Source organism: Falsiroseomonas sp. (assembly GCF_041690465.1).
Taxonomy (GTDB): domain Bacteria; phylum Pseudomonadota; class Alphaproteobacteria; order Acetobacterales; family Acetobacteraceae; genus Falsiroseomonas.
The window spans coordinates 331,922-356,842 of sequence record NZ_JAWLHG010000004.1 but is presented as its reverse complement, the minus strand read 5'-3'; the positions used below and the strand labels follow the sequence as shown (position 1 = coordinate 356,842).

Below are 24,921 nucleotides of genomic sequence, written 5' to 3'. Positions count from 1 at the left end.
GAGTGTGGACGCCGCGGGCGGGCACGCCAGGGCGTGAATCGCCGGCTCGAAAGGGCTAGACCCGAGTTGCCCGGACACAGTCCGGGCAACTCGGGTCTAGCCGGCGTTGAGCGCTGCGGCGTGTTCGCGCCGGTGCGCACGGACGTCCATCGCGATCTTCAGCGCCACCAGCAGCACCAGCGCCGCGATCGGCTCGCCGAGCGCCATCACGACCGCGCCGCCAAGCAGGACCGCCAGGTGCAGCACGACGACGCGGCTGTAGGGCTGGCCCACCAGCGTGCGCGGCTCCGCATCGCGCCACTCGCCGCCGCGGAGGAAGTTGACGACGAAGGAAATGGCGTGGCTCGCAGCCAGGGGCAGCAGCGCCCAGAGTAGCCCCGCCGGCGAGAGCAGCAGCATGACGGCATCGGCCAACCTCGCCTCCCCGGGCGGTGCCAGCAGGTTCACCACCGCGGCGCCGTGCCCGAAGGTGAACAGCCCGTAGTGGAAGGCGAAGAAGGGAGCCAGCGCGGCGGCCGACCAGTCGCGCCGCCTGGCGGCCAGCACGACCAGGCGCAGCAGTTGCAGCAGACCGATCACAACGTTCTCGGCCCAGAACAGCAGGATCAGGTCGTAGGTAGCCCAGAAGCCGAGCAGGGCGCCGCCCAGCGGCACCAGATTCGCCAGCACCAGCGTCGCGGTCGAGAGCGCCAGGGATGGCCGTTCGTTGCGCATGCCTGCCAGTGTCCGGCAGGCACCGCGGGCGTGCAATGCCGGCCGCGCCGGCGCGCGCGAAGCCGGGTCAGCGCGCGCCGCGCTGCCAAGCCTCCGCCATACGGTCCAGCTGCCGCTCGCGCGCGGAGACCGTCCGGCGGGCGGTGCCGCCGTCGCTCCAGTGCCGGACCGGTCCACTGTCGAGATGCACGAAGCCTCGCCGGCGATAGACGCCGACGCCGCCGAGCGCCAGCTTCAGCGCCGCCTCCGAAACCGCGGGCAGCCGCCCGGCCGGGACGCCGATGTCGAGCGCGGAGGCGCGCAGGTGCTGGCTGTCGCCGGCACCATGCACCGCGCGGTTCACGCTCGGCGTGCGGTAGCCGGAATGCACGTCGAGCACCGGATCGAGCCGGGTGCGCGTGGCGATCTGCCAGACGATCTCGATCGCATCGGGATCGAAGGCCCGAGCGGGTTTGGCGCCCGGGTCCGCCAGCACCTGCGAGAGCTCCGCCATGGCCGAGCGATCCGGCGCGCGGCCGTCATGCCATATGCCCTCGAAGCGCGCGCCGCTGCCGGCGTGGCGCAGCGTGAGCCGCCTCGCCTGCGTGGCGTGCGAACGGGACGGGAGGAGGAGGGTGGCGAGGGCGGTTGCACCGCCGAGGAGAAGAGCACGTCGCATGTCGCTGCTCTAACGGCCGCGGAAGGGTGGCGCGACGCCGCTTTTCGCTTTGCCCGCTGCATTCCACACACGATCGGTTCAGCCGAAACCAGACGGCGAAGATCCCTGCCGGGATGCTGAACCTCGGCCGCGTGCTTGATCGCGGGCGCGGGATATGGAACGCCATGCCGCATGGAATGGCAGGCCCCGGCCGTGGTGCTCGATGTTCGCCTGCATGGCGAGGCCGCTGCCGTGGTCACGCTGCTGACCGAGGAGCACGGGCGGCACGCCGGCCTTGCCAAGGGCGGCGCTTCCCGCGCGCAGGCGCCCATCTGGCAGCCGGGCAACCTGGTGGAGGCGAAGTGGATGGCGCGGCTGGCCGACCAGCTCGGCGCGCTCTCCGGCGAGTTGGTGCATCCTGCCGCCGCGCTCGCCATGGAGGATCCGTTGTCGCTCGCCGTGCTGCGCGGCGCGACCAGCGTGGCGGAGGGCGCGCTGCCCGAACGCGAGCCGCATCCGCGCGTCTTCCGCGGCCTCGTCGCGCTGATCGCCACGCTGGCCCGCGGCGCCGAGCCGGCCGTGCCGGAACTGGTGCGGTGGGAGGCGGACCTGCTGGCCGATCTCGGCTACGGCCTCGATCTCGCCCGCTGCGCCGTGAGCGGCACGCAGGAGGAGCTGGCCTTCGTCTCGCCGCGCACCGGCCGCGCCGTCTCGGCGGCGGCGGCGGGGGAATGGCGCGACCGGCTGCTGACGCTGCCGCCCTTCCTGCTCGGCCAGGGGCCTTCGGGGCCGGCCGACTGGATGGCGGGGCTGCGGCTGACCGGCCATTTCCTTGCCCGCGACGTGTTCGGCACGCAGCACCGGCCGCTCCCCTCGGCGCGGGAGATGCTGGCCGATCGCGTCGCGGTGCTGGTGGACGCGGGATCGGGCGGCGCATCAAGCGGCGGTTAAGCCGGATGCGGCAGGGTGGCGCCGCCCGACTGGAACCCCGCCATGCCGCCTGCACTTCGCCGCTTTCGCCAGCCTTCACTGACGTTCCGCCTGCATCTGATCACGTTGGTCGGCCTGGTCGCCGTGCTGGTGGTCGCCGCGGCGTCCAACTACGCCCGCATCCGCGACCTGGAGGAGGACCGCATCGCCATGCTGCGCAGCGTGGCGGAGGCCGCGTCCGGCATCGTCGCGCGCTACGCGGCGGAAGAGCAGGCCGGCCGCCTGCCGCGTGCCGAGGCGCAGCGCCTGGCCGCCGAGGCGGTGCGCGGCATCCGCTATGGCGGCGAGGAGTATGTCTGGATCAACGACATGCAGCCGCGTGTCGTGATGCATCCGTTCCGGCCGGACCTTGAAGGGCGGGACGTTGCCGGGCTGCGCGACCCGACCGGCTTCGCACTGTTCCCCGCCTTCGTCGAGGCGGTGCGGCGCGAGGGCGCCGGCATCGTCGGCTACATGTGGCCGCGCCCGGGCGCGGCGCAGGCCGCTGCGGCGCCGGTCGAGAAGCTCTCCTGGGTGCAGGGTTTCGAGCCCTGGGGCTGGGTGATCGGCACCGGCGTCTATGTGGACGACCTGCGCGCGGCGCAGCGCGCGGCCATCTGGACCGCGGTCGCGGAGGTGGCGGCGGCGGCGGCGCTGCTGTTCGGTCTGGTCGCGGTGCTCGCCCGCGGCATCATCCGCCCGCTGGCCGCGGCCACCGAGGCGACGCGGCGGATCGCCGCCGGCGAGCTCGACCTGGCGGTGCCGGGCACGGAGCGTGGCGACGAATGCGGCGTGCTGGCCCGCGCGCTGGAGGCGCTGCGCGCCGAATCGCGGCGCGCCCGGGCGCTGGAGGAGGCCGCCACCGCCGACCGCATGAAGCGCGACCGCCGCCAGGCGGCGCTCGACCGGCACACCCAGGATTTCGGCGCCTCGATCTCCGGCGTCATGGGCACGCTCGGCAACTCCGCCGGGGCGATGCGGAAGGCTGCCGACGAGATGGCGCGCACCGTGGAGGCCACCCGCGGCTCCGCCACCGCCACCGCCGCCGGCGCCGAGGAAAGTGCACGCAATCTCTCCTCCGTCGCCGCCGCGACCGAGCAGCTGACGGCCAGCATCAGCGAGATCACCCGCCAGATTGCCACCGCCGCCAGCATGGCGCGGGAGGCCGATGGCCAGGCGCGCGCCACGGATGGCACTGTGCGCGGCCTCTCCGACGCGGCGGCGCAGATCGGCGAGGTGGTCAGCCTGATCTCCGGCATTGCGCGGCAGACCAACCTGCTCGCGCTCAACGCCACGATCGAGGCCGCCCGCGCCGGAGAGGCGGGCAAGGGCTTTGCCGTCGTCGCCTCCGAGGTGAAGCAGCTCGCGGTGCAGACGGCGAAGGCGACCGAGGAGATCGGCGTGCAGATCAACGCCATGCAGGCGGTGACCGGGCAGGCCGTCGGCGCGGTGCGCGAGGTCAGCGAGCGCATCGCGCAGGTCAGCGAGGTGGCCTCGGCGATCGCCGCCGCGGTGGAGCAGCAGGGCGCGGCAACGCGCGAGATCGCCGGCAGCGTGCAGGTGGTGACGCGCCAGAACGACGGCGCCGCGACGATGATGCGTGGCGTGCAGGAAGCGGTCGGCGGTGCGGAGGCGAATGCCCGCACCGTGCTCGTCACCGCCGACGAGGTCACCCGCGTCGCCGGCGCGCTGCGCGAGGAGGTGGACCAGTTCCTCGCCGCCATGCGCGGCGAGGAGGGGGACCGGCGCCGTTACGAACGGGTGCCCGGCAATGGCCTGCAGGTGCGGGTGCGCGCGCCGGGCCGGCCGGAGGCGAGCTTCGAGGTGGCGGACATCTCGCGCGGCGGGCTTGCCTTGCTGCGCGCGCCGGACCTGGCGCCCGGCACCGAAGTGCTGCTCGAACTGCCGGGCGTGCGGCATCCGCTGGGCGCGCGGGTCGCCAGGCTGGAGCGCGACCGGCTTGCCCTCGCCTTCCGCCAGGATCCCGCAACGCTGGCGCTGGTGGACCAGGTGTTGGTGGCGCTGCCCGCCGCCCCCCAGGCCGCGGCGGCATGACGATCGGGGAGGGGCGCACAATCCCTCCACGGGCGTGGCGCGGTCGGCTGAGGCCCGATCCCGGGAAGCTGGACCGGTCGGAGGCGTGAACCACACGTCGGAACAAGGATCTAGGGCATGGCGCTTCTATCGGCGCCGATGATGGTCTAGAAGCGCGGCATGAGAACGAAGCACGAATAGAAGCCGATGCCCGACGACCTCACGACCTTGCCCCCGGGCGGGGGCGATGGCGGCGCCTCCCGCGAGACGAAGCTCGCCGATGCGCTGTCAGAACGCTATCTCGCCTATGCGCTGTCCACCATCGTCAGCCGTTCGCTGCCGGATGTGCGGGACGGGCTGAAGCCGGTGCATCGGCGGCTGCTCTACGCCATGCATCAGCTGAAGCTGGATCCGACCGCCGGCTTCAAGAAGTGCGCCCGCATCGTCGGCGACGTGATGGGCAAATACCATCCGCATGGCGACAGCTCGATCTATGAGGCGCTGGTGCGCCAGGCGCAGGAATTCGCCGCGCGCTATCCGCTGGTGGAAGGCCAGGGCAATTTCGGCAACATCGACGGCGATAACGCCGCGGCCATGCGCTACACCGAAGCGCGGCTGACCGAAGTTGCACAGGCTCTGCTCGACGGCATCGAGGAGAACGCGGTCGATTTCCGCGCCACCTATGACGGCGAGGAGAAGGAGCCGCTGGTGCTGCCGGCGGCCTTCCCCAACCTGCTGGCGAATGGCGCCGCCGGCATTGCGGTCGGCATGGCCACCTCCATCCCGCCGCACAATGCGGGCGAGCTCTGCGCTGCCGCTCTGGAGCTGGTGCGCGATCCGCAGGCATCGCTCGATACGCTGCTGCGGCACGTCCCCGGCCCCGACTTCCCGACCGGCGGCATCCTTGTGGAATCGCGGGAAGCGATTCGCGAGGCCTATGCGACCGGCCGCGGCGGCTTCCGACATCGCGCGCGATGGGATGTCGAGCCGCTGAAGAACGGCACCTGGCAGGTCGTCGTCACCGAGATCCCCTACCAGGTGCAGAAGTCCCGCCTGATCGAGCAGATTGCGCAGCTGATGGAGGAGAAGAAGCTGCCGCTGCTTGGCGATGTGCGCGACGAGAGCACGGACGTGGTCCGCCTGGTGCTGGAGCCGAAATCGCGCACCGTGGACCCCAAGGTGATGATGGAGACGCTGTTCCGCGCGACCGCGCTGGAAAGCCGCTTCCCGCTCAACATGAACGTGCTGGACGCCGACCGCACGCCACGCGTGATGGGGCTGAAGGAAGTTCTCCGGGCCTGGCTCGACCATCGGCACGTCGTGCTGGTGCGCCGCACCGAGCACCGCCTCGCCGCCATCGCGCGGCGCCTCGAGATCCTGGACGGCTATCTCATCGTCTACCTGAACCTCGACGAGGTGATCCGCATCGTCCGCGAGGAGGACAAGCCGAAGGAGGCGCTGATGGCGACCTTCTCGCTGACGGAGGTGCAGGCCAACGCGATCCTCGACATGCGCCTGCGCGCCCTGCGCCGGCTCGAGGAGATGGAGATCCGCAAGGAGCACAGGAAGCTCTCGGCGGAGCAGAAGAAGCTGCAGGGCCTGATGAAGAGCGAGAAGGCCCGCTGGGACGCGATCGGCGAGGAGCTGGAGGCGACCCGGCAGAAATTCGGTGCCGGCGCGCTCGGCAACCGCCGCACCACGCCGGGCGAGGCGCTGCCCGATGTGGTGGTGGACGTGCTCGCGCATGTGGAGAAGGAGCCGATCACCGTCATCCTGTCGGAGAAGGGCTGGATCCGCGCGCAGAAGGGCCACCTGCCGGCCGATGCCGAGCTCCGCTTCAAGGAGGGCGATGCGCTGCACCTGGCGGTCCATGCGATGACCACCGACCGGATCGTGCTGTTTGCCACCAGCGGCAAGGCGTACACGCTGAAGGCCGACGCCATCCCGCGCGGCCGCGGCGACGGCCAGCCGCTGCGGCTGATGGTGGAGATGACCAACGAGGACGCGGTGGTCGAAATGTTCGTCCACGCCGAGGGAGCGAAGTGGCTGCTCGCCTCGACCGACGGCAAGGGCTTCGTGGTGAAGGGCACCGACCTGCTGGCGGAGAAGCGCACCGGCAAGCAGGTGATGCTGGTGGAGCCGGGCAGGGAAGCCTGCGTCTGCACGCCGGCCGAAGGCGACACGGTCGCGGTGGTGGGCGACAACCGTAAGCTGCTGATCTTCCCGCTGGACCAAGTGCCTGAGATGGCCCGCGGGCGTGGCGTGCAGCTGCAGGCCTACAAGGATGGCGGGCTGGCCGACGCCAAGGTGTTCACCCGGAAGGAGGGGCTTTCCTGGAAGCTCGGCGACCGCGTGCGGGTGGAGACCGAGTTGAAGGACTGGCGCGGCAACCGGGCGGGCGCGGGGAAGATGCCCCCGAACGGCTTCCCGCGCAGCAACCGGTTCGAATAGGAGATTTTCGGCGGCAGGTTGCGCCCGCATCCCTTCCCCCCGTCTTCGGGGGAGGGGCCCGCGCGAGGCGGGCGGGTGGAGGCCCGACTGCGGCGACAACTTCCAGGCGGTTCGCCCGTCAGCCGGTTACGGAGAGCTTCTCCTGCCCGGCCTCGGCCGCCTCTGCCGGCGCGTCCGCATGTTCGGGCAGCACGCGCCACAGGCCGCCAGCGAGCGCCTCGCTCGGCCGGAAGCGGGCCTTGTAGTTCATCTTCCGGCTCTCCGGCACCCAGTAGCCGAGGTACACATAGGGCAGCGAAACCGCCCGCGCGCGGGCAACCAGCCAGAGGATCGCATAGGTGCCGAGGCTGCGCCGCGGCTCGTCCGGCTCGTAGAACGAATAGACTGCCGAGAGACCGTCGGAGAGCCAGTCGGTCAGGCAGGCGCCGACCAGCCGTCCGCTGCCGTCGCGGAACTCCACCACGCCGGTGGTGATCGGTGTGTCTTCCACCATGGCGCGGTAGTCGTAGAAGCCCATCGCGGCCATGTCGCCATCGCCGTGCCGGGCCGACTGGTAGCGCTGGAACAGCGCGAATTGCTCGGCCGAGGCGCGGGCCGGCATCTCATAGGCCGTCAGGTCCGCATTGGCCCGCATGATCTTCCGCTGCGATCGGTCGGGCTGGAAGGCGCCGGCCACGATGCGGATCGGGATGCAGGCGCGGCAGCCCGGGCAGACCGGGGAATAGGCGATGTTGTGGCTGCGGCGGAAGCCGGCACGGGAGAGCCGGTCGTGCAGCGTCTCGGCTTCCGAGCCCGCAAGCTCGGTCACGATCTTCCGCTCCGTCCTTCCCGGCAGATAGGGGCAGGGCAGGGGCGCGGTGGTGTAGAAGAACTGCGGTCGGCGGGCTGCGCGGTGGAGCATGGCTTGTCTACCTAGTCTCCGCCCGCCGTCGCCGCGAATCAACCATGGACGCTCTCAGGGGGTCAGGACGATGCGGCCCGCCTCGCGGCTTGCCTGGCGGCCCAGGCGCAGAACGTCGCCGTCCCGCCAGCGTTGCAGAAGGCTGTCCCAGTTGTCCGACAGCGGGTGCCCGGACTGGCCGGTGGCGGTCATCGCCAGAACCCCGTCCGGGTCCGCCAGGTCGAAGACCGCCCGCAGGCCCGGCCCGTGCACATGGGCGAAGGTCGACTCGCCGGAGTCGCGGAAGCCGCCGCGGGCGATCGTCTCGCCATCGCCGCCGGTCTCCGCTTCCAGCCGGGTGAGGGCGCCCAGCACCGGGACGAAGCGCAGCAGCGGGTGCTCGAAGCGCGCGACATGCGCTTTGCCCCAGCGCCAGGCGGCGGGATCGCCGCCGTGGTGTTCCGCGAGGCTGCCGACCGCTTGGTCCAGCGCGCGGGCGAGCGTGCCGGCGCAGCGATCCGGCCCGCACCAGGCCTGGCTGCGGCCATCCCGATGCAGCAGGAAGCGGAGGAATTCCGCGCCGACCGTATCCTCGGCCGCCGCTGCACCGGCCTCTTCCAGCGCCAGGCGGCGGAAGGCGCGCAGCCAGGCGTGGAAGATCAGCGGCTGCGGCGCATCGGCGTGCATCGCTCCGTCCCAGTCGCGCAGCAGCGCATGGGCGTGCGCCGCCTCGGCGCTCGGCGTGATCGCAAGCAGCGTGGGAAGCACCTCCCGCGCGAACAGTGAGACCACGTCGTTCTGCATGGCGGCGAAACCGGCGGCGTCGTGGCGGCGCCGCGCTTCGAGCAACTCGCCGATGCGGCGCAGGCGCCAGTCGCCGAACCAGTCGCGGCCGAGGAAGACCGGGTGGTCCTGCGGCGCCGGGCGGCTGTTCGCCGCCGCCAGCAGGCCGGTCGGTGGGTTCTCCACATGCGGCATGGCATCGAAGGGCACGAAGCCGACCCAATCCGCCGCGCCGTCCCAGCCCGGCACCGGTACGGTGCCATCGCCGGAGCGCCGCACCGGCGTGCGGCCGACCAGGTATTGTGCGATGCCGCCGGCGGCTTCGGCCACCATCAGGTTCTGCGGTGGGCTTGAGATCAGCGCCGCGGCGGCGCGTGCCTCGGCCAGGGTGGTGGCGCGGTTCAGTGCCAGCAGCCCATCGGCGGCGGTGTCGCCGCTCGCGAGGTTCGCCATCGCCACCGCCAGCACGGTATCGGCCGGCATGCCGGCGGCGGGGTCGAGGTCGCTGACCACCGGACCGTTCCGCGTCTCCCGCACGCGCAGGATCTCCGGTTCTTCCCGGCCGCGCACGGCGATGCGCTCCTCGCGGATGGCGAAGCGCCGCGGGCCCTCCGGCGTGGCGTAGCTGTCGGGGCCGAGCACGCGCTCGATGAAAACGTCCTGGGTGTCGGAATGGGTGGTGGTGAAGCCCCAGGCCAGCTTCTCGTTGCGCCCGATCACCATGATCGGCACGCCCGGCGCGGTCGCCCCGGCCCGGAACCGCCCCTCCGGCAGGTCCACGCGCAGCAGGTACCACAGGATCGGCGCCTGGAAGCCGAGATGCGGATCGGTGGCCAGCAAGGGCGCGCCGGAAGCCGAGCGCGTGGCCGCCACCGCCCAGGCGTTGGAGGCGGTGGCGGGAAGCGGCGCGTCTTCGCCGAACACCGGCACCTGCGCCAGGATGCCCTGGAGCGGCGCGGCGGCGAGGTCGAGCCGGCCCGGGCTGCGATCCTCCGGCCAGAGCAGCCGGAAGCGCTCCGGTGGCAGCAGCTGCGCCAGCCGCGCGCGTTCGAGGTCGCGCCGCCAGGAGCCGGAAAGCCAGAGGCCCATGGTCTTGGCCCAGAGCAGCGAGTGTTCCGGCCGCCAGGGCTCCGGTTCGCCAAGGACGAGGAACTCCGGTGCCGCGAGGCGGCCGCGCACCGCGAGCAGCGCGTTCACGCCATCCGCATAGCCCTGCAGCAGGTCGCGCGTCTCCGGCGACAGCGCCGCAAGGTCGGCCTCGGCCCGCTGCGCCAGGCCGAGCGTGCGGGAAAAGCGGTCGAGCCGGAGCGCGGAGGGGCCAGCGATCTCGGCCAGCCTGCCCTGTGCACTGCGACGCATCGCGTCCATCTGGAACATGCGGTCTCGGGCGTGCAGGTAGCCGATGGCCACCGCCGCATCGCGCTCGCTGCGCGCGGTGATCCGCGGGATGCCGTCATCGTCCAGGGTGATCGTGACGGGCGCGGAGAGGCCTTGGATCGTCAGCTCTTCGCGCGCATCAGGCAGCGCGATGTACACCAGCCAGACGGCAAAGGCGCCGCCGAGCGTGGCGAGGACGACCACCAGTCCGAGCAGCCGGCCGGCGAATTGGAGGAGGGCGCGCATCACCGCTCAGGTGGACCGGCGCGGCCGGCTTGGGAAGCCCGGCGCAGCACGAGCCCGGTGCGCAAGGCGCCGGACCCGGTCGCTTCGCCTGGCGGCGCAGCCTATTGCTGCTCGATCCGCGCCTCCCGCACCACGCGCGTCCACTTGGCGAGGTCGGCGGCGATCTCCTGGGCAAAGGCCTCGGCCGAGACGGGCGGCACCGCCTCGATGAAGGTCTGTGCGAGCTTCGCCACGACGGCGGCATCGCCCATCACGCTGCGCAGTGCCGCGGTCCACCAGCCCGCGACCTCCGGCGGCGTGCCGGCCGGGGCGAGCAACCCGGTCCAGGACAAGGCCTCGATCTCCGCCAATTCCGGCACGCCGGCCTCCGCCATGCTCGGCACATCGGGCACCAGCGGCGAGCGACGGCGCGCCACCACGGCCAGCGCCTTCGCCTTGCCGCCGCGAACCTGCGGGACGGCGGAGTTGAAGCCGTCGATCATCAGCGGCACACGGCCCGCCGTCACATCCACCAGCGCCGCCGCGCTGCCCCGATAGGGCACCGACACCACCTGGGTTCCCAACGCCAGGCCGATCAGCGCCATCGCCAGGTGACTCATCGTGCCGAGACCCGGATTGGCGGCGCTGTAGGTTCCGGCCGGGGCGGCGCGCAGCACGCGCGCGGCGTCCGCCATGGTGTTCGCCGGGAAGTCCGGCGCAGCGATCAGGATGAAGCCGGTGCGCGCGAACAGCGCGACAGGCGAGAGGTCCCGCACCGGATCGTAGGGCGGGTTCTTCAGCAGCGGCGGGTTGACCACGATTGGCGACTGCGTCGTGACCAGCAGCGTCAGCCCATCGGGCCGTGCGCCCGTCACCGCCTGCACGCCGAGCGCGCCGGATGCACCGGGGCGGTTCTCCACCACGATGGTCGCGCCGAGGCGCTTCTGCACCTCTTCCGCCACCATCCGCGCGAGGATGTCGGAAGTGTTACCCGGCGGGAAGGGCACCACCAGGCGCACCGGGCGGGCGGGATAGGCCTGGGCCAGAGCGCGCGGCGCCGGCAGGGTGGCGAGGGCTGCTGCGGCGGCCAGGGCATGGCGGCGTGTCAGAGGCGGTGGCTTCGTCATCGTTGGTCTTTCCCCCTTGCGGTCGGTTTCACGCTGGCGCCGTCGCATCGAGGCGACGGCGGAACATCGGCCCCCATCCACCGGCGCGCAGCATTGCCAGCAGATGCTCGCCGAGCGGCGCGAAGGTCGCTTCCGTGCCCTTCGTCAGGTTGCGGACACGTGCGGCGGCGAAATCCACCTCGATCTCCTCGCCATTGGCAAACATCGCGCGCACGCCAGGGCAGCGCGGCAGCACCGGCAGGCCGGCGGCCAGCGCGTTGCGGAAGGAGCCGATCGGAATGCTCTCCGCAACCAGGCCGACGCCGCAGCCCTTCAGCCCGATCATGCCCTGGATATGCGGGTTGCCCTGCGCGAAGCGCCGTCCGCCGACGACGATATCGCCGGGCTTCGCGCGGTTCGGGAAACCGGGATCGAGGCCAGCGAAGACATGCTCGCGCAGCACCTCCGGCCGGGTCTCGCGCTTCAGCGCCCACTCCAGCGCCATCAGGTCGCCATCGATGGCGACATTGTCCGGATAGACCCAGGCCCGGCCCCGCAGGGTGAGGTCGCTCATGCTGCCATCCCCCAGGCCGCCTCGCGCAGGAAGGGGCGCGGATCGGCGATGCTGCCGGCGACGGCGGAAGCCGCGACGGTCGCGGGCCCGGCGATGTGCAGCACCGCCTCATGTGCGCCAAGCCGCCCCGGCTCGTTGCGCGTGCCAGTACCGATCGAGTGCTCGCCCGCCGTGACGCCGCCGATCCGCCCGCCGGCGCAGACGCCGCAGCCGGGCGCGGTCACCATCGCGCCGGCGCGCATGAAGACTTCGATGAGGCCCTCGGCCGCCGCATCGGCCGCCACCTGCTGCGTCGCCGGCGTGACGATCATGCGCACGCCCGGCGCCACCTGCCGCCCGCGCAGCACCGCCGCGGCGACACGCAGGTCATCCAGCATGCCGGAGGCGCAGGAGCCGATGAAGGCGTGGCCGATCGGCTTGCCCGCGGCCTCGGTCACGTCCACCACATTGTCCGGCGTCGGCGGCAGCGCAACCTGCGGCGCGAGCGCGGAGAGATCGAGCGTGATGCGCGTGCGGTAGCTCGCGCCCGCATCGGGCAGCACGGCATGGATCGGCCGCTGGGCCCGCGCCTTCGCATACGCCATGCACAGCGCGTCCGACTCCACGATCGAGGAGACGGCACCGAGCTCGACCGGTGTGTTGCACAGCGTGTGCCGCGCATCCATGCCGAGCGAGGCGAGGCCCGGCCCGCCATATTCGACCACCGCATCCTCGAACAGCGCGGCGTCATGGCTGCCGATCAGCTTCTGTGCCGCATCGCGCGCGAAGACGCCGAAGGGGAGGGCGCCCGTGATCTCCACGCGCAGGGTCTCCGGCACCTGCAGCCAGACGGAGCCGCAGGCCAGCACTTCGGGGATCTCCGTCAGCACCGCAACGCCGAGCGCGCCGACGGCGCCGTAGTTGGTCACATGCGGGTCATAGGCGAAGATGAACATGCCGGGCGTCACCAGCCCTTCCTCGACCGGGAAGACATGGCCGAGTCCGCCGCGGCCGGCATCGCGATGCGCCACGCCGAAGCGCTGCGCGATGCCGCGCACGGCGTGCTGCCGCGCGAAGGCCTGCGGTGAGACGGCAAGCGGCTCGTGGTCCGTCACCAGCAGCACGCGCGCTGCATCATGCAGCTTTGTCACGCCGAAATCGTCGAGCGTGCGGAAGGCGTTGACCGTGTACCAGTCATGGACGGTGATGAGTTCCGCCTCCGGCATCACCACCTCGCCCGCCATCACGCGGCGGCCGCAGATGCGCGAGAGGATCTTCTCCGTGATGGTCTGTCCGCCCCTCATGCGGCTGCCCTCCTCAACTCGCCGCGCCAGCCCAGCATGGCGGAGATGTCGGCCGCCGCAGCGCGCAGCGCTTCGGCGAGCAGCTTCTCCTTCTCGCGGGTGAAGCGCACCTTCGGCACGCCGACCGAAAGTCCTGCGCAGGGTCGCCCGGTGGCGTCCAGCACGGCATGGCCCATGGCGACGATTCCCTCGATCATTTCCTCACGGCTGTAGGCGATGCCCTCGCGCGCGACTGCGGCGAGTTCGCGCTTCAGCGCGGCTGGATCCGTCACGGTGCGCGGCGTCAGCCGCGGCAGCGGCCCGGCGGCGAGGATGGTCTCGACCTCCGCGGCCGGCATCAGGCCCAGGATGGCCTTGCCACCCGCAGAGGCGTTCACCGGCCCGCGCTCGCCCAGCTGCAGCGAGTAGAGGATCGGGTGGTTGCAGTTCTCCTTGCAGACCACGACGACCTCGGTGCCCTGGCGCACCACGAGTGCGGCGGATTCGCCGGTGCGGGTCATCAGCGCCGCCACCACTGGCTGCGCCAGCCGCGTCACGTCGGTGCGGCGCAGCAGCACGCCGGCAAGGCCAAGCACGGCGGGGCCGAGGCGGATCCGTTCCGCGGTCCCGCTGCCCTCGCGCGCGACGTAGTGGCGCTGTTCCAGCGTGGCGAGCAGGTCGGTGAGGCTGCTCTTCGGGATGCGCAGCGCGCGCGCGATGTCGCCATGGGACATCGCCTCCGGCCGGGCAGCGAGCAGTTCCAGCACATCCAGCGCCCTGGTGGCGGACTTGACCAGCCTCGACCTCCCCTTCAGTCTCGTTTCCGGACAGTGTTCGAAATACCGAACACCGCCCCGGCGATCAAGCCGGGGGGGGGGCAGGCGGTGGGCGGTACAGGGCACCAGGAGAAGGGGCGGACGAGGCGATGGCCTTCGCGGCCGCGGACAGGTTGCGCAGCTTGATGGCGGCCAGCGCGGACGGCCTGCCGGTGCTGGCGCCTGGCGTGTGGGATGGGCTCTCGGCCCGGCTTGCGATCCGCGCAGGCGCAGCCGCGCTGCATGCGAGCGGTGGCGCGATCGCCCGCGCGGCGGGCCAGCCCGATCTCGGCATCATCGGCCTCGCGGAGATGGAAGCGCGCGTCTGCGAGATCGTGGAGGGTGCGGGCAACGCGCCGGTGATCGCCGATGCCGACACCGGCTATGGCGGGCTGCTCAACCTGGCACACGCGGTGCGGCGCTATGCGCGGCTCGGCGTCGCCGCGCTGCACATCGAGGACCAGCCCTTTCCGAAGCGCTGCGGCCTGCTTGAAGGCGTTGCGGTGGTGCCGCAGGCGGAGATGCTGGCACGGCTGCGCGCCGCCCGCGCGACGGTCGAGGAAGCGGGCGGTGGGCCGTTGATCATCGCGCGCACCGATGCGGTGAAGCCGGAAGGGCTCGATGCGGCGCTGGCGCGGATGCGCGCCTATCTCGCCGCGGGGGCCGACATCGCCTTCGTGGAAGGGCTGGAGGATGCGGCGGCGATCGAGGCGGCGGCGGCGGCGCTGCCCGGCGTGCCGCAGCTGCTGAACGCCAGCATGAGCGCGCACGGCCTGCCGCTGCCGCCTTCGCGGCTCGCCGCGCTTGGATTCGCGATCGTCATCTATCCCGGCGATGCGCAGCGCGCCGCGATCGCGGCGATGGACGCGGCCTTCGCCGCCGTGCTTCGCGACGGCGATGGACGAAGCATGGCGGCGCGAATGGCGCCCTCAGCCTTGCGCGACGGCGTGGTGGGGACGGTCGCGCTGATGGAAGCGGAAGCACGCTGGGCCAGGGGGGAGGCGTGATGCCCGCGGTGGCGCAGCGCGGCTCAGTCGCTCGCGGCGCGCCGCCAGGCGAGGTCATCCTCCATCGCGCGCTCCATGTCGAAGTTCGCGCGGAAGCCGGTGAGCGCGGCGAGCGCTTCGGTCTCCATCGGCGCCCGGCCATTCGATGCGGATTCGCCCTCGGGGTCGGCGCGATCGAGCTTCCAGGTGAAGCCCGGCACATGGCGCGCCAGGCCGGCGCACCAATCGGCCAGCGACCAGACGATCCCGGGGGCGAGGTGCAGCGGCTGCGCGGCCGGCTTGGCGTGATCCACCAGGCTCGCCAGCCCGGCGGCGACATCCACGGAGTAGATGAAGTCGCGCGGTCCCGCATCCGCGACCACCGCCCGCTGCCCGGCGAGCGCGCGTTCCGTCAGGCGCAGCAGCGGCGAGGCGACGGGGCGCGCGGGGGTGGCGCGCTCCCACCGCCCGAACACGGAGGAGAGCCGCACGACGGCGATCGGCACGCCGCCTTCCGCGGCGGCGAGCAGGCTCATCCGCTCGCCGGCCAACTTTGCGACGCCGTAAGGCGTGCGCGGATCGGGGCGGATGGTGGCGTCGAGCACCGGCGCATCGAAGCCGGCCGCGCCGAACACCGAGCCGGAGGAGGTGGCGACGAGGAAGCACCCCGGCAGCGCCTCGGCGGCAACGACCGCATTGAGCGGCCCGAGCACGTTGACCTCCGCGGTGCGCCGCGCGAGCGAGGGCGGCACGCGGCCGAGCGGCGTCATCGCGGCGAGATGCACGATGGCGCGCGGCCGGTGGCGGGCGACGAGCGCGGCGTAGGCCTCGGCGTCCGTCACGTCCAGCCGCTCGACAGCGAGCAGCCGGCCGGGCAGCGCCGGCAGTTCGCGCGCGGCGCGCGGCGGCGGGGCCTCGATATCCGCCGCGACCACGGCATCGCCACGCGCCAGAAGGTGCTCGACGAGGGCGAGCCCCACGAAGCCGCTGGCGCCGACCACGAGTACGCTCATCGGACCTTTCCCCTCGTGGCGATCTTCGGATCGGGCATGGCGTGTCTCCCTGCGGCATTGGCCGGCGGTGCCGATCCTGCACCGCTGCCCGCCCGCGTCCAGTCCCGAACCAGCACAGCGACGGCGCAGGCATGACGGCAGGCCACAGGCTCGGCATCGATATCGGCGGCACCTTCACCGACTTCGTCCTGGTGGACGCGGCGGGCGGCGACGTGCTGGCGGCCAAGGTGTTGACGACGCCTCACGCGCCGGAGGAGGCGGTGTTCCGCGGCATCGCCGCACTGGCGGCGCAGCGCCCGTCTTTCCTGGCCGCAGCGGCCGGCGTGATCCATGCGACGACGCTGGTAACCAACGCGATCCTGACGCGGCGCGGCGCACGCACGGCGCTGATCACCACCGCGGGATTCCGCGACGTGATCGAGATGCGGCGCGAGGTCCGTTACGACCTGTTCGACATGTTCATCCGCTACCCCGAGCCGCTCGTGCCGCGCCATCTCCGCATCGGCGTGCGCGAACGCGTGCTGGCCGATGGCCGTGTGCTGGAGGCGCTGGCGGAAGCGGATGTGCGCGATGCCGCGCGCCTCTTCCGTGCCGAGGGCGTGGAGGCGGTGGCCGTCTGCCTGCTGCATGCCTATGCGAATCCCGCCCATGAGCAGCGCATCGCGGAGATCCTGGCGGAGGAATTGCCGCGCGCAGAGTTGTCGCTCTCGCATGCGGTCCATCCCGAGCCGAAGGAATATGAGCGCAGTTCGACCACCGTGGTCGATGCCTACGTAAAGCGTCTGACCGCGAGCTATTTGGATCGTCTTTCCGATGGCCTTGCCCGGCAGGGCTATGCGCGACCGCTGTTCATGATGCTGTCGAATGGCGGCACGGCGACGGCGGAGACGGCAAAGCGCTTCCCGGTGCGAATCGTCGAAAGCGGACCGGCGGCCGGCGTGGAGGCGGCCATCTACTTCGGCGGGCGGCTCGGCCTGTCCTCGCTGCTCGCCTTCGATATGGGCGGCACCACCGCCAAGCTCTGCCTGGTCGAGGAAGGCCGTGCCGCCCGGACGCGGCACTTCGAGGTGGACCGCGTGCACCGCTTCAAGGCGGGCAGCGGCATGCCTGTCGCCGTGCCGGTCTACGACCTGCTGGAGATCGGCGCGGGCGGAGGCTCCATCGCACGAGTGGACGATCTGGGCCTTATCCGCGTGGGACCGGAAAGTGCGGGCTCCGACCCTGCGCCGGCCTGCTACGGCCTAGGCGGCGAGGCGCCGACCGTGACCGATGCCGACCTGGCCCTCGGCTACCTGAATCCGGCTTTCTTCCTTGGCGGCGACATGCAGTTGGACCGCGGGCGCGCGGAGGCTGCGATCACGGCGCGTGTCGCGGAACCCGCAGGGCTCGACATGCCGCGCGCGGCGGCCGGCATCCACGCCATCGTCAACGAGACCATGGCGGCGGCCGGGCGCGTCTACGTCGCGGACAAGGGCAAGTCGCCCGCCTCGCTCGCGCTGGTGGTCACAGGCGGGGCGGGCCCGGTGCATGCGGTGGGGTTGGCGCGAAGGTTGGGCTGCGCGCGCGTGGTGGTGCCGCCGCTGGCGGGCGTGATGTCCTCGCTCGGGCTGCTCGCCGCGCCAATCGCCTTCGAGCGCAGCCGCCCGGTGAACCGCCGGGTAATCGGGCTCGACGTCGCCGCGGTGGCGCACGAGCTGGACGAGTTGAGGAGGGAAGCGATGGCGCTGCTGCCGCCGAATTCCACGCCCGAGATCCGTCGCAGCGCCGATCTACGCTATCACGGCCAGGACCACGCGCTGGAGATTCCGATCACCGGCGAGGCGGATGCGGGCTTGGCGGAGCGCCTTGAGGCCAGCTTCACCGCCGCCTACGAGGCGCTCTACGGCAAGGTGGATGACGACAATCCGATCGAGATCGCTGCGTTGCGGGTGGAAGCCCGCCAATCGCAGCCCCCGCCGAACCTTCCGGCGCCGCGCGCCGGCGCGCCGGGCGTGTCCTCCGCCTCCCGCCCGGCTTGGCAGCACGATACGGAGCGCTTCGAGCCGACGCCGGTGTACCGGCGCGAGACCCTGGCGCTCGACCAGGTGATCACCGGTCCCGCCATCATCGAGGAGCGCGAATCCACCACCGTGATCGCCCGTGGCGACAGGCTTCGCGTGCACGCATCCGGCGCATTGATCATTGACCTGGCCGCCCGCGGCGCGGCAGAGGAGGGCTGAGCGATGCGCCTCGATGCCGTCTCCGTGCAGGTGCTGTGGAACCGCCTGGTTGCCATCGTGGACGAGGCCGCGCAGGGCCTGATCCGCACCGCCTACACGCCCTCTGTCAAGGAGTACCACGATTTCTGCTGCGCGGTGTTCGACGCGCGCGCGGACATGCTGGCGCATTCCACCGTCACCACCGCCGGCTTCCTCGGCATCGTGCCGGAGGTGATGCGAAACTTCCTGAGGGTCTTCCCGGCGGAAACGCTGCAACCGGGCGATGTCATCATCACCAACGATCCCTGGGCTGCCAGCGGACACCTGATCGACATCTCGGTTGCCTCGCCGATCTTCCACAAGGGGCAGATTGTCGGCTTCACCCTCTGCATCGTCCATCACCTCGACATGGGCGGGCGCATGTCCACGCTGGAATCGAAGGACATGTACGAGGAGGGGCTGAAGATCCCCATCATGAAGCTCTACGAGGGTGGGCGGCTCAACGACGCGATCTTCCAGTTCATCCGCGCCAATATCCGCGTGCCGGAAAAGGTTCTGGGCGACCTTCGTGCGCAACTCGTCGCCAACAATGTCTGCACGCGCGGCCTGGTGGCGATGCTGGAGGAGACCGGCCTCGAGGACCTGGGCGAGCTGGGCGCGGAGATCACCGCGCGCAGCGAGCGCAGCCTGCGCGCCAGGATCGCGCGGCTGCCGAAGGGCACCTGGCGCAGCGAAGCGCTTCTGCCGCCGCTGCCTGTCACCGGCGAGCAGATCCTGATCCGCGTCGCGCTGACCATCGCCGGCGACCATGTGACGATCGACTTCTCCGGCACCTCCGGCGAGGTGCGTGCTGCGGTGAACTGCACGCTCAACATGACGCGGTCCTACAGTGCCTACCCGATCAAGCTGGCGCTCGACCCGGAGGTGCCGAACAACGACGGCTGCATGCGTGTCATTACCATCGTCGCGCCTGAGGGCACGGCGGTGAACAGCCGCCCGCCGGCCTCGACCTGGGGCCGCACCATGATCTCCCACCTGCTGCCGGAGGTGATCTACGGCGCGCTGGAACAGGTGCTGCCGGAGGCCGTGCTCGGCGGCAATGGCGGCTGCCCGGCGAACGAGATGTACCTGCACGGCCGGTGGCGGGACGGGCGCAGCTTCCTCGCGATCTCGCAGCATTCCGGCGGCTTCGGCGGCAGCGTGCGGCAGGATGGCTGGCCGACCCTCTGCTTCCCGAACAATACCGCGAACATCCCCGTGGAGGTGACAGAGCGCGAGGCGCCGATCGTCTATCGCCGCAAGGAGTTGGTGACCGACAGCGCCGGCCCGGGCCGCTTCCGCGGCGGCTTCGGCCAGGAGGTCGAGTTCGAGGTGCTCGATGCCGACCTGCTCGGCGGCTACATCGAAACCTCCGTGCGGCTGAACGGACGTACTGAGGACGGCAGCTTCCCGATCGCTGGCCGCGTCGGCGGCCAGGCCGGGCGTGGCGGCGGGCTGTGGGTGAATGGCGCGCCGGCCGAGCATGGCATCTATCGGCGGCTGCATGCCGGGGACCGGCTGAAGTTCACACTCGGCGGCGGCGGTGGTTATGGCGCGCCATTTCAGCGGGATCCTGCCGCGGTGCTGGCCGATGTGCGCGAAGGCAAGGTGAGCGTGGAAGCCGCCCGCCGCGACTATGGCGTTGCGCTGGATCCCGGCGCGACAGCGGTGGACGAGGCGGCGACGCGCGCGTTGCGCGGCGCGGCAGGAGCTGGTTGACCGATGCCCGCCGAACGGCGCCTCCGACCCTTCCCCGGCGTGCGGCCGATCGGCCAGCCGTTCTGGTTAATGCTGCCAGGCGTGGCGTGGCTGCTGGTATTCGGCCTCGCGCCGGTGATGTTCATGGTTGCGGTGTCGTTCTGGCGCTCCTCCATCTTCGGCACCACGCCCGATTTCGTCTTCGACAGCTATGTGCGCATCGTCGAGGAACCCCTCTATCTCGATCTGATCGTCAAGACGCTCAGGATGGCGGCGCTGACCACGCTGCTTTCACTCGTGTTTTCCTACCCGCTTGCATGGTTCCTGGCGACGCGTCGCGGGGCTTGGCGGGCGATCTGCCTGGTGGCTGTCTTTGTGCCGTTCTGGATCAGCTACGTGGTGCGCACCTTCGTGTGGCTGCCGATCCTTGGGCGCAACGGGCTCATAAACCAGTCGCTGATGTCGCTCGGCGTCGTCGAGACGCCGATCGAGTGGCTGCTGTACAACGAGGGCGCGGTCTACCTCGGTCTCGTCTACGTCTACACGCTGTTCATGACGCTACCGATCTACCTCTCGCTCGGGCGTATCGATCCGAAGCTGCTGGAGGCCTCGGCCGATCTCGGGGCGCGGCCGTGGCAGACGTTCCGCCACGTCGTGCTGCCGCTGTCATGGCCGGGCGTGCTTTCGGGCAGCATCATGGTGTTCCTGCTGGCGGTCTCGGCCTATGTCACGCCACGGCTGCTTGGCGGTACGTCCGGCATCATGCTCGGCAACATGATCGCGTCGCAGTTCCTGTCCAACAACAACTGGGCGCTCGGCGCCGCGCTTTCGGTCACGCTGGTGGCGATTGTCGGTGTGCTGCTTTTGGTCGCGGGCCGCTGGATCGGCATTGCCGAGGTCTTTACCGGAGGGAAGAAGTGAGCGCCGCCCCGCGCCCGCGCGACCCATATCGCTGGTGGCGTGCGGCGCTCGGCCTCTATACCGGCGCCTTCCTGCTGTTCCTCTATCTGCCGCTGCTGGTGATCCTGGTGCTGTCCTTCAACGACAGCACGGCGACAGGCTTCCCGCTGCGGGGCGCGACGGTGAAGTGGTACGAGCAGGTGATCGGCTCCTCGGACCTGCTGGCGGCCTTCGGCAATTCCATGGCGGTCGGTGCCGCGGCAGGTGTGCTCTCCACCTCGCTGGCGCTGTTGCTCGCGCTCGGATTCCGGCATGGCGTGCGAGGCCAGTCGCTGGTACTGAACCTGATCCTGCTGCCGGTGCTGCTGCCCGGCATCGTCGGCGGCGTGGTGCTGCTGATCTTCTTCGGCTACTTCGAAATCCGGTCCGACCTCTGGACAACGGTGCTGGTGGCGCATGTCAACTACGTGCTGCCCTTCGCCTTCCTGACGCTCTACCCGCGTGTGCACGGCTTCGATCGCACGCTTGAGGAGGCGGCGATGGATCTCGGCGCAACGCCGATGAAGGTGTTCCGCCACGTCGTCTGGCCAATCCTGAGGCCGGCCATCATCGCGACCGCGTTGTTCGCCTTTACGCTATCCTTCGACGAGTTCATCCGCACCGTCTTCGTCAGCGGCCATGACCGGACCATCCCGGTGTTATTCTGGCTGCTGGTGGTGGACGAAATCGCACCACACCTGCCGGCCATGGCGGTGGTGATCATCCTGGTCTCCACCGCCATCTCGCTGGCAGCCTTCGCGATCGGCCGCAGGGCCGATCGCTCCGCATGAGTTTGACAACAGGCAGAACAGAGGAGGTGACCATGATGGAACATGCAGTCGGGCGGCGGACCGCCCTCGGCCTCGCGGGCGGTGCCGCGCTAGCGGCCGCCGGCGCGCATCCGGCCGCCGCGCAGCAGCAGCGCCTGACGGCGGTGATGCCCGGCCCTTTCCTGCCCGATGGCGCGCGCGCCATCCTGGAACGACAGATCAACGCCCGCGTCGAGAACCTGCCCTATGTCTCGCCGACCGACACGGCAGCGAAACTGATGGCGCCGGGCGGCACCAGCCGATACGACATGATGTTTTCCACCACCGGCTTCATCCAGGCGCCGGTCCTGCGCGAACGCGCCGGGCAGGAGCTGGCGCGGCCGCTCGATCTCGCGAAGATCCCGAATGCGACGAAGATCTCGCCACTGTTCCAGTCCGAGATCACCAGGCGCGGCAACACCACCTTCATGCTCCCGGTGGTCTGGGGCTATGACAGTGTCGTCTACAACCGCGACAAGATCCCCGAGGCCGACCCGCTGACGCAGTCCTGGGGCGTGCTGTTCGACGACAAGTACGCCGGCCGGGTGGCGCTGCGTGACGACCCGTACCAGTCCATCTGCCTCACGGCGCTGCATCTCGGCATCCGTTCGCCAGAGACGATGTCGCAGGCGGACCTCAACCGCGTGACGCAGTTCCTGATTTCCAAGAAGCGCAACTTCCGCACCATCTGGGGCAGCTTTGCCGAGGCGGTGAACCTGATGTCCTCGCGCGAGGTGGATGCGGTCTTCGGCTGGATCCCGATGCGTGCCGCGCTGCAGCGGCAGGGCATGAACGTGACCAACAACTGGCCGCGCGAAGGGCTGCTGGTGTTCACTCACTCGGCCTTCATCCCACGCGACTCCCGCAACGTGGATCTGGCGCATGCCGCGATCAACGCTGCGCTGTCCGAGGAGTTCGGCAGGAAGCTTGGCGAGGAGACGCAGTACCCCGTCACCAACGGTGATGTTGCGGCCTCCTTCTCGGCGGCCGACCAGGCGCGGCTCGGCTACGACGTGGAGAAGCGCGGCATCCCGCTGCACCGCTACGCCTTCCCTGCGGCGATGGATCGCTGGATCGAGGCCTGGGGCAGGTTCAAGGCGGCCTGATCGAACGGGAGCAGAGCGTGCCACGCGAGGACCGGGAGGCGGCGGCTTCCGTCGCCGTCTCCATCCGGAAGATCGGGAAGCGCTTCGGCAGCGTCGCGGCGCTGGACGACGTCTCGCTCGACATCAGGCGAGGCGAGTTCTTCTCGCTGCTCGGCCCATCAGGCTGCGGGAAGACCACGCTGCTGCGCGCCATCGGCGGCTTCGAGGCGCCGACCGAGGGCGACATCTTGATCGAGGGACGTAGCGTGCTGCATCTCGCCCCGTACGAGCGCCCCACGAACATGATCTTCCAGCACCTCGCGCTCTTTCCGCATCTTGGCGTGCGCGAGAATGTCGGCTTCGGCCTGCGCATGAAGGGCGCGGGCCGCGGCGAGGCGATGCGACGGGTAGAGGAGGCGCTGCGTCTCGTCCGCCTCGAGGGCTATGGCGACCGCCGCGTTGACCAGCTTTCGGGCGGGCAGCGCCAGCGCGTCGCCATGGCGCGCGCGTTGGTGAATGACCCGGCCGTGCTGCTGCTCGATGAACCGCTTGGCGCTCTCGACCTGCAACTGCGTCTGCAGATGCAGGAGGAACTGCGACGGCTGCAGCGTCAGCTTGGCGCGACTTTCGTCTTCGTAACCCACGACCAGGGCGAGGCAATGGCGATGTCGGACCGCATTGCCGTAATGAGCGCAGGCCGGCTGCAGCAGGTCGGCACGCCGGCAGAGATCTACGAGCGCCCGGCCAACCGCTTCGTCGCGACCTTCGTCGGCCATGCCAACCTGATCGAGGCCAGGCTCACCGGGCGGATGCAGGACGGCTTGGCGGAGGCGGAGGCTGCGAGCAGTCTGGCCATCACCGGTCATGCGCCGCCGACGCCAAGCACCGACGGCAAGGTGCTGGCGGTGCTGCGCTACGAGAAGCTGCGCGTCAGGCCGCCGGGCGCGTCGGAAGGTGGCATCGCCGCGACAATCCAGGAGAAGACGTATATGGGCTCGAGCCTTCGCTTCACCTGCCGCGCGGCGGACGGTGTGACGCTGACGGCGGACACACCGAACGGTGAGCCGGAGCGCGAGTTGGCAGAAGGTGATACGGTGCGGCTCGAGTGGTCGCCTGCAGATGTTGTGCTGTTGTCGAGCTAGGATCAGATGGCGGGGCGATCGGGTATTTTCGGCGGGACAGCGGCGGAGCGTCTGCGCCGGCTTTCCTTCAACTTCTACATGGCGCCACCCGACTGCGGCATCGAGCGCTTTTGTGCCATGGCGGCGGCGCGTGGCGTCGGCGGTGTAGGGCTCACTGCGCGCGCGCTGCACGCCCTGCCACCTGATGCACTGGCGGATCTGCTGCGCATGCATGGGCTTGCCTGCACGTCGCTCAACAGCACGGGATATGTGCTGCACGCCGACCCGGCCGCGGCGGCGGCGCAGGCCGCGCTCGACGATCTGCTGTTCGATGCGGCACAGGCACTCGGTGCGCCGATCAATGCGATCCTTGGCGGGACGTTGCACGCCGCTACCGCAGGAGGCGCCGCGCCGCCGCTGCGCGATGCGCGTGCCAGCGCAGCGGAGGGTCTGGAACGGCTGGCGCGGCGGGCGCGCGCGGCCGCGGTGCGCCTGGCGCTGGAGCCGATGCACCCGATTGCACTCGGCACCAAGGGGTGCATCAATCAGGTGTCGCATGCGCGCGCGCTGGCCGTGCGGCATCCGGAGGTCGGGCTGACGCTTGATCTTTACCACTCCTGGTGGGACGAGGATCTGACGCCGACCATTGCCGCCGCGACGAACGACATCCTGGTCGTGCAGATCTGCGGACTTGCGGTGCCGGCCGATGGCACCGCTCCGCGGCGAGCGGAATTGGCCGCTGGCCCGGCCGATGTTGGCCTGTTCCTGCGCGACCTCGACGCAGCCGGCTACGGCGGCGCTATCGAATACGAGGTGTTCTGGGATCAGATGGGGCAGCCGGATCTCGATGGGTTGCTGGACCGCGCCGCGCGCGACTACCTCGATCTTACTGGCGACGCCTGAAGCGCAACAAGGAGTGGGCTCGGGTCATGGCGCCGGCTGGCGTGACGGCTGCCACCAGATGCCCGGCGGACCGCGGTTGCGGGCAAGCGGGCCCGGTCCGACCGTTCTGTCGCGCCCGGCTGGCGGATGTGCGTGCCCAAGAGCCGCCGGTGCCGCACAACAGTATCTTCGGCATCCGCGGCCGCATCCTTTCAAGCGGCAGCGAACTCAACCCGCTCTCCACGGAGGATGTCCGCCGCGGCGCTGGCGCGGGAGCGCGGCGCGGCCGGACAGTGATGGTGGTCTCGGCAAAGGTCGCGGATA

20 protein-coding genes are annotated in these 24,921 nt (G+C 70.8%); 11 read left to right on the top strand and 9 right to left on the bottom strand.

The window, feature by feature from the left end; genetic code table 11:
• Positions 1-96: 96 nt before the first annotated feature.
• Positions 97-714, bottom strand: coding sequence for a DUF6498-containing protein (locus ACESM1_RS07565; protein WP_372619086.1), 618 nt, complete (start codon positions 712-714; stop codon positions 97-99).
• Positions 715-781: 67 nt separating this feature from the next.
• On the bottom strand, positions 782-1,372 hold the full coding sequence (locus tag ACESM1_RS07560; protein ID WP_372619085.1) for a DUF882 domain-containing protein: 591 nt from the start codon (positions 1,370-1,372) through the stop codon (positions 782-784).
• Positions 1,373-1,543: 171 nt separating this feature from the next.
• Between ACESM1_RS07560 and recO the strand changes: the two genes are divergently transcribed.
• The 3 genes from recO (at position 1,544) to parC (ending at position 6,805) form a co-directional block, all read left to right on the top strand.
• Positions 1,544-2,302 (top strand): DNA repair protein RecO, encoded by a 759-nt coding sequence (gene recO, locus ACESM1_RS07555; RefSeq protein WP_372619084.1) that lies wholly within the window; start codon positions 1,544-1,546, stop codon positions 2,300-2,302.
• A gap of 42 nt (positions 2,303-2,344) precedes the next feature.
• Positions 2,345-4,375, top strand: a complete 2,031-nt coding sequence (locus ACESM1_RS07550) for a cache domain-containing protein (protein WP_372619083.1) — start codon at positions 2,345-2,347, stop codon at positions 4,373-4,375.
• A 186-nt stretch (positions 4,376-4,561) separates the two neighbouring features.
• Positions 4,562-6,805: a DNA topoisomerase IV subunit A gene (gene parC / locus ACESM1_RS07545; RefSeq protein ID WP_372619082.1), complete on the top strand. Its 2,244-nt coding sequence runs from the start codon at positions 4,562-4,564 to the stop codon at positions 6,803-6,805.
• Between the two features lie 118 nt (positions 6,806-6,923).
• Here the strand turns inward: parC and ACESM1_RS07540 are convergent, their stop codons facing one another.
• The 6 genes from ACESM1_RS07540 to ACESM1_RS07515 form a co-directional block, all read right to left on the bottom strand.
• Positions 6,924-7,706 (bottom strand): arginyltransferase, encoded by a 783-nt coding sequence (locus ACESM1_RS07540; RefSeq protein ID WP_372619081.1) that lies wholly within the window; start codon positions 7,704-7,706, stop codon positions 6,924-6,926.
• 54 nt (positions 7,707-7,760) lie between these two features.
• Positions 7,761-10,091 (bottom strand): penicillin acylase family protein, encoded by a 2,331-nt coding sequence (locus tag ACESM1_RS07535; RefSeq protein ID WP_372619080.1) that lies wholly within the window; start codon positions 10,089-10,091, stop codon positions 7,761-7,763.
• A gap of 101 nt (positions 10,092-10,192) precedes the next feature.
• Positions 10,193-11,197 (bottom strand): Bug family tripartite tricarboxylate transporter substrate binding protein, encoded by a 1,005-nt coding sequence (locus ACESM1_RS07530; RefSeq protein ID WP_372619079.1) that lies wholly within the window; start codon positions 11,195-11,197, stop codon positions 10,193-10,195.
• Positions 11,198-11,225: 28 nt separating this feature from the next.
• Positions 11,226-11,750, bottom strand: a complete 525-nt coding sequence (locus tag ACESM1_RS07525) for a 3-isopropylmalate dehydratase small subunit (RefSeq protein ID WP_372619078.1) — start codon at positions 11,748-11,750, stop codon at positions 11,226-11,228.
• The gene (locus ACESM1_RS07520; RefSeq protein WP_372619077.1) at positions 11,747-13,033 is read right to left on the bottom strand and encodes a 3-isopropylmalate dehydratase large subunit; all 1,287 of its coding nucleotides are present in this window, start codon (positions 13,031-13,033) and stop codon (positions 11,747-11,749) included. The genes ACESM1_RS07525 and ACESM1_RS07520 overlap by 4 nt, the downstream gene beginning before the upstream one ends.
• Positions 13,030-13,914 carry an IclR family transcriptional regulator gene (locus ACESM1_RS07515; protein WP_372619076.1) on the bottom strand — a complete coding sequence of 295 codons (885 nt, stop codon included), beginning with the start codon at positions 13,912-13,914 and terminating at the stop codon, positions 13,030-13,032. Before ACESM1_RS07515 ends, ACESM1_RS07520 begins: the two co-directional genes overlap by 4 nt.
• Positions 13,915-13,973: 59 nt before the next feature.
• On the opposite strand from ACESM1_RS07515, the gene ACESM1_RS07510 reads away from it, so the two are divergent.
• The gene (locus ACESM1_RS07510; RefSeq protein WP_372619075.1) at positions 13,974-14,834 is read left to right on the top strand and encodes an oxaloacetate decarboxylase; all 861 of its coding nucleotides are present in this window, start codon (positions 13,974-13,976) and stop codon (positions 14,832-14,834) included.
• Positions 14,835-14,857: 23 nt separating this feature from the next.
• Here ACESM1_RS07510 and ACESM1_RS07505 read toward each other — a convergent pair whose 3' ends face one another.
• Positions 14,858-15,826 carry an NAD-dependent epimerase/dehydratase family protein gene (locus ACESM1_RS07505; protein WP_372619074.1) on the bottom strand — a complete coding sequence of 323 codons (969 nt, stop codon included), beginning with the start codon at positions 15,824-15,826 and terminating at the stop codon, positions 14,858-14,860.
• A gap of 131 nt (positions 15,827-15,957) precedes the next feature.
• Here ACESM1_RS07505 and ACESM1_RS07500 point away from each other — a divergent pair, with 131 nt between their 5' ends.
• The 7 genes from ACESM1_RS07500 to ACESM1_RS07470 are packed head-to-tail and all read left to right on the top strand — an operon-like array spanning position 15,958 to position 24,618.
• Positions 15,958-18,045: a hydantoinase/oxoprolinase family protein gene (locus ACESM1_RS07500; protein WP_372619073.1), complete on the top strand. Its 2,088-nt coding sequence runs from the start codon at positions 15,958-15,960 to the stop codon at positions 18,043-18,045.
• 3 nt (positions 18,046-18,048) lie between these two features.
• A complete protein-coding gene (locus tag ACESM1_RS07495; protein WP_372619072.1) occupies positions 18,049-19,782 on the top strand; it encodes a hydantoinase B/oxoprolinase family protein in 1,734 nt (577 codons plus the stop codon).
• A 3-nt stretch (positions 19,783-19,785) separates the two neighbouring features.
• The gene (locus ACESM1_RS07490) at positions 19,786-20,682 is read left to right on the top strand and encodes an ABC transporter permease (RefSeq protein WP_372619071.1); all 897 of its coding nucleotides are present in this window, start codon (positions 19,786-19,788) and stop codon (positions 20,680-20,682) included.
• On the top strand, positions 20,679-21,491 hold the full coding sequence (locus ACESM1_RS07485; protein WP_372619070.1) for an ABC transporter permease: 813 nt from the start codon (positions 20,679-20,681) through the stop codon (positions 21,489-21,491). Before ACESM1_RS07490 ends, ACESM1_RS07485 begins: the two co-directional genes overlap by 4 nt.
• A gap of 32 nt (positions 21,492-21,523) precedes the next feature.
• Complete coding sequence (locus ACESM1_RS07480; RefSeq protein ID WP_372619069.1) at positions 21,524-22,615, top strand: PotD/PotF family extracellular solute-binding protein; 1,092 nt, start codon at positions 21,524-21,526, stop codon at positions 22,613-22,615.
• A 17-nt stretch (positions 22,616-22,632) separates the two neighbouring features.
• Positions 22,633-23,736, top strand: coding sequence for an ABC transporter ATP-binding protein (locus ACESM1_RS07475; protein ID WP_372619068.1), 1,104 nt, complete (start codon positions 22,633-22,635; stop codon positions 23,734-23,736).
• A gap of 6 nt (positions 23,737-23,742) precedes the next feature.
• Positions 23,743-24,618, top strand: a complete 876-nt coding sequence (locus tag ACESM1_RS07470) for a sugar phosphate isomerase/epimerase family protein (protein ID WP_372619067.1) — start codon at positions 23,743-23,745, stop codon at positions 24,616-24,618.
• Positions 24,619-24,921: the final 303 nt, after the last annotated feature.

Bases quoted from the DNA above. Each gene is read 5' to 3' on its own strand.
- ACESM1_RS07565 (WP_372619086.1), bottom strand. From the start codon at position 714: ATGCGCAACGAACGGCCATCCCTGGCGCTCTCGACCGCGACGCTGGTG.
- ACESM1_RS07560 (WP_372619085.1), bottom strand. From the start codon at position 1,372: ATGCGACGTGCTCTTCTCCTCGGCGGTGCAACCGCCCTCGCCACCCTC.
- recO (WP_372619084.1), top strand. From the start codon at position 1,544: ATGGAATGGCAGGCCCCGGCCGTGGTGCTCGATGTTCGCCTGCATGGC.
- ACESM1_RS07550 (WP_372619083.1), top strand. From the start codon at position 2,345: ATGCCGCCTGCACTTCGCCGCTTTCGCCAGCCTTCACTGACGTTCCGC.
- parC (WP_372619082.1), top strand. From the start codon at position 4,562: ATGCCCGACGACCTCACGACCTTGCCCCCGGGCGGGGGCGATGGCGGC.
- ACESM1_RS07540 (WP_372619081.1), bottom strand. From the start codon at position 7,706: ATGCTCCACCGCGCAGCCCGCCGACCGCAGTTCTTCTACACCACCGCG.
- ACESM1_RS07535 (WP_372619080.1), bottom strand. From the start codon at position 10,091: ATGCGCGCCCTCCTCCAATTCGCCGGCCGGCTGCTCGGACTGGTGGTC.
- ACESM1_RS07530 (WP_372619079.1), bottom strand. From the start codon at position 11,197: ATGACGAAGCCACCGCCTCTGACACGCCGCCATGCCCTGGCCGCCGCA.
- ACESM1_RS07525 (WP_372619078.1), bottom strand. From the start codon at position 11,750: ATGAGCGACCTCACCCTGCGGGGCCGGGCCTGGGTCTATCCGGACAAT.
- ACESM1_RS07520 (WP_372619077.1), bottom strand. From the start codon at position 13,033: ATGAGGGGCGGACAGACCATCACGGAGAAGATCCTCTCGCGCATCTGC.
- ACESM1_RS07510 (WP_372619075.1), top strand. From the start codon at position 13,974: ATGGCGGCCAGCGCGGACGGCCTGCCGGTGCTGGCGCCTGGCGTGTGG.
- ACESM1_RS07505 (WP_372619074.1), bottom strand. From the start codon at position 15,826: ATGAGCGTACTCGTGGTCGGCGCCAGCGGCTTCGTGGGGCTCGCCCTC.
- ACESM1_RS07500 (WP_372619073.1), top strand. From the start codon at position 15,958: ATGACGGCAGGCCACAGGCTCGGCATCGATATCGGCGGCACCTTCACC.
- ACESM1_RS07495 (WP_372619072.1), top strand. From the start codon at position 18,049: ATGCGCCTCGATGCCGTCTCCGTGCAGGTGCTGTGGAACCGCCTGGTT.
- ACESM1_RS07490 (WP_372619071.1), top strand. From the start codon at position 19,786: ATGCCCGCCGAACGGCGCCTCCGACCCTTCCCCGGCGTGCGGCCGATC.
- ACESM1_RS07480 (WP_372619069.1), top strand. From the start codon at position 21,524: ATGATGGAACATGCAGTCGGGCGGCGGACCGCCCTCGGCCTCGCGGGC.
- ACESM1_RS07470 (WP_372619067.1), top strand. From the start codon at position 23,743: ATGGCGGGGCGATCGGGTATTTTCGGCGGGACAGCGGCGGAGCGTCTG.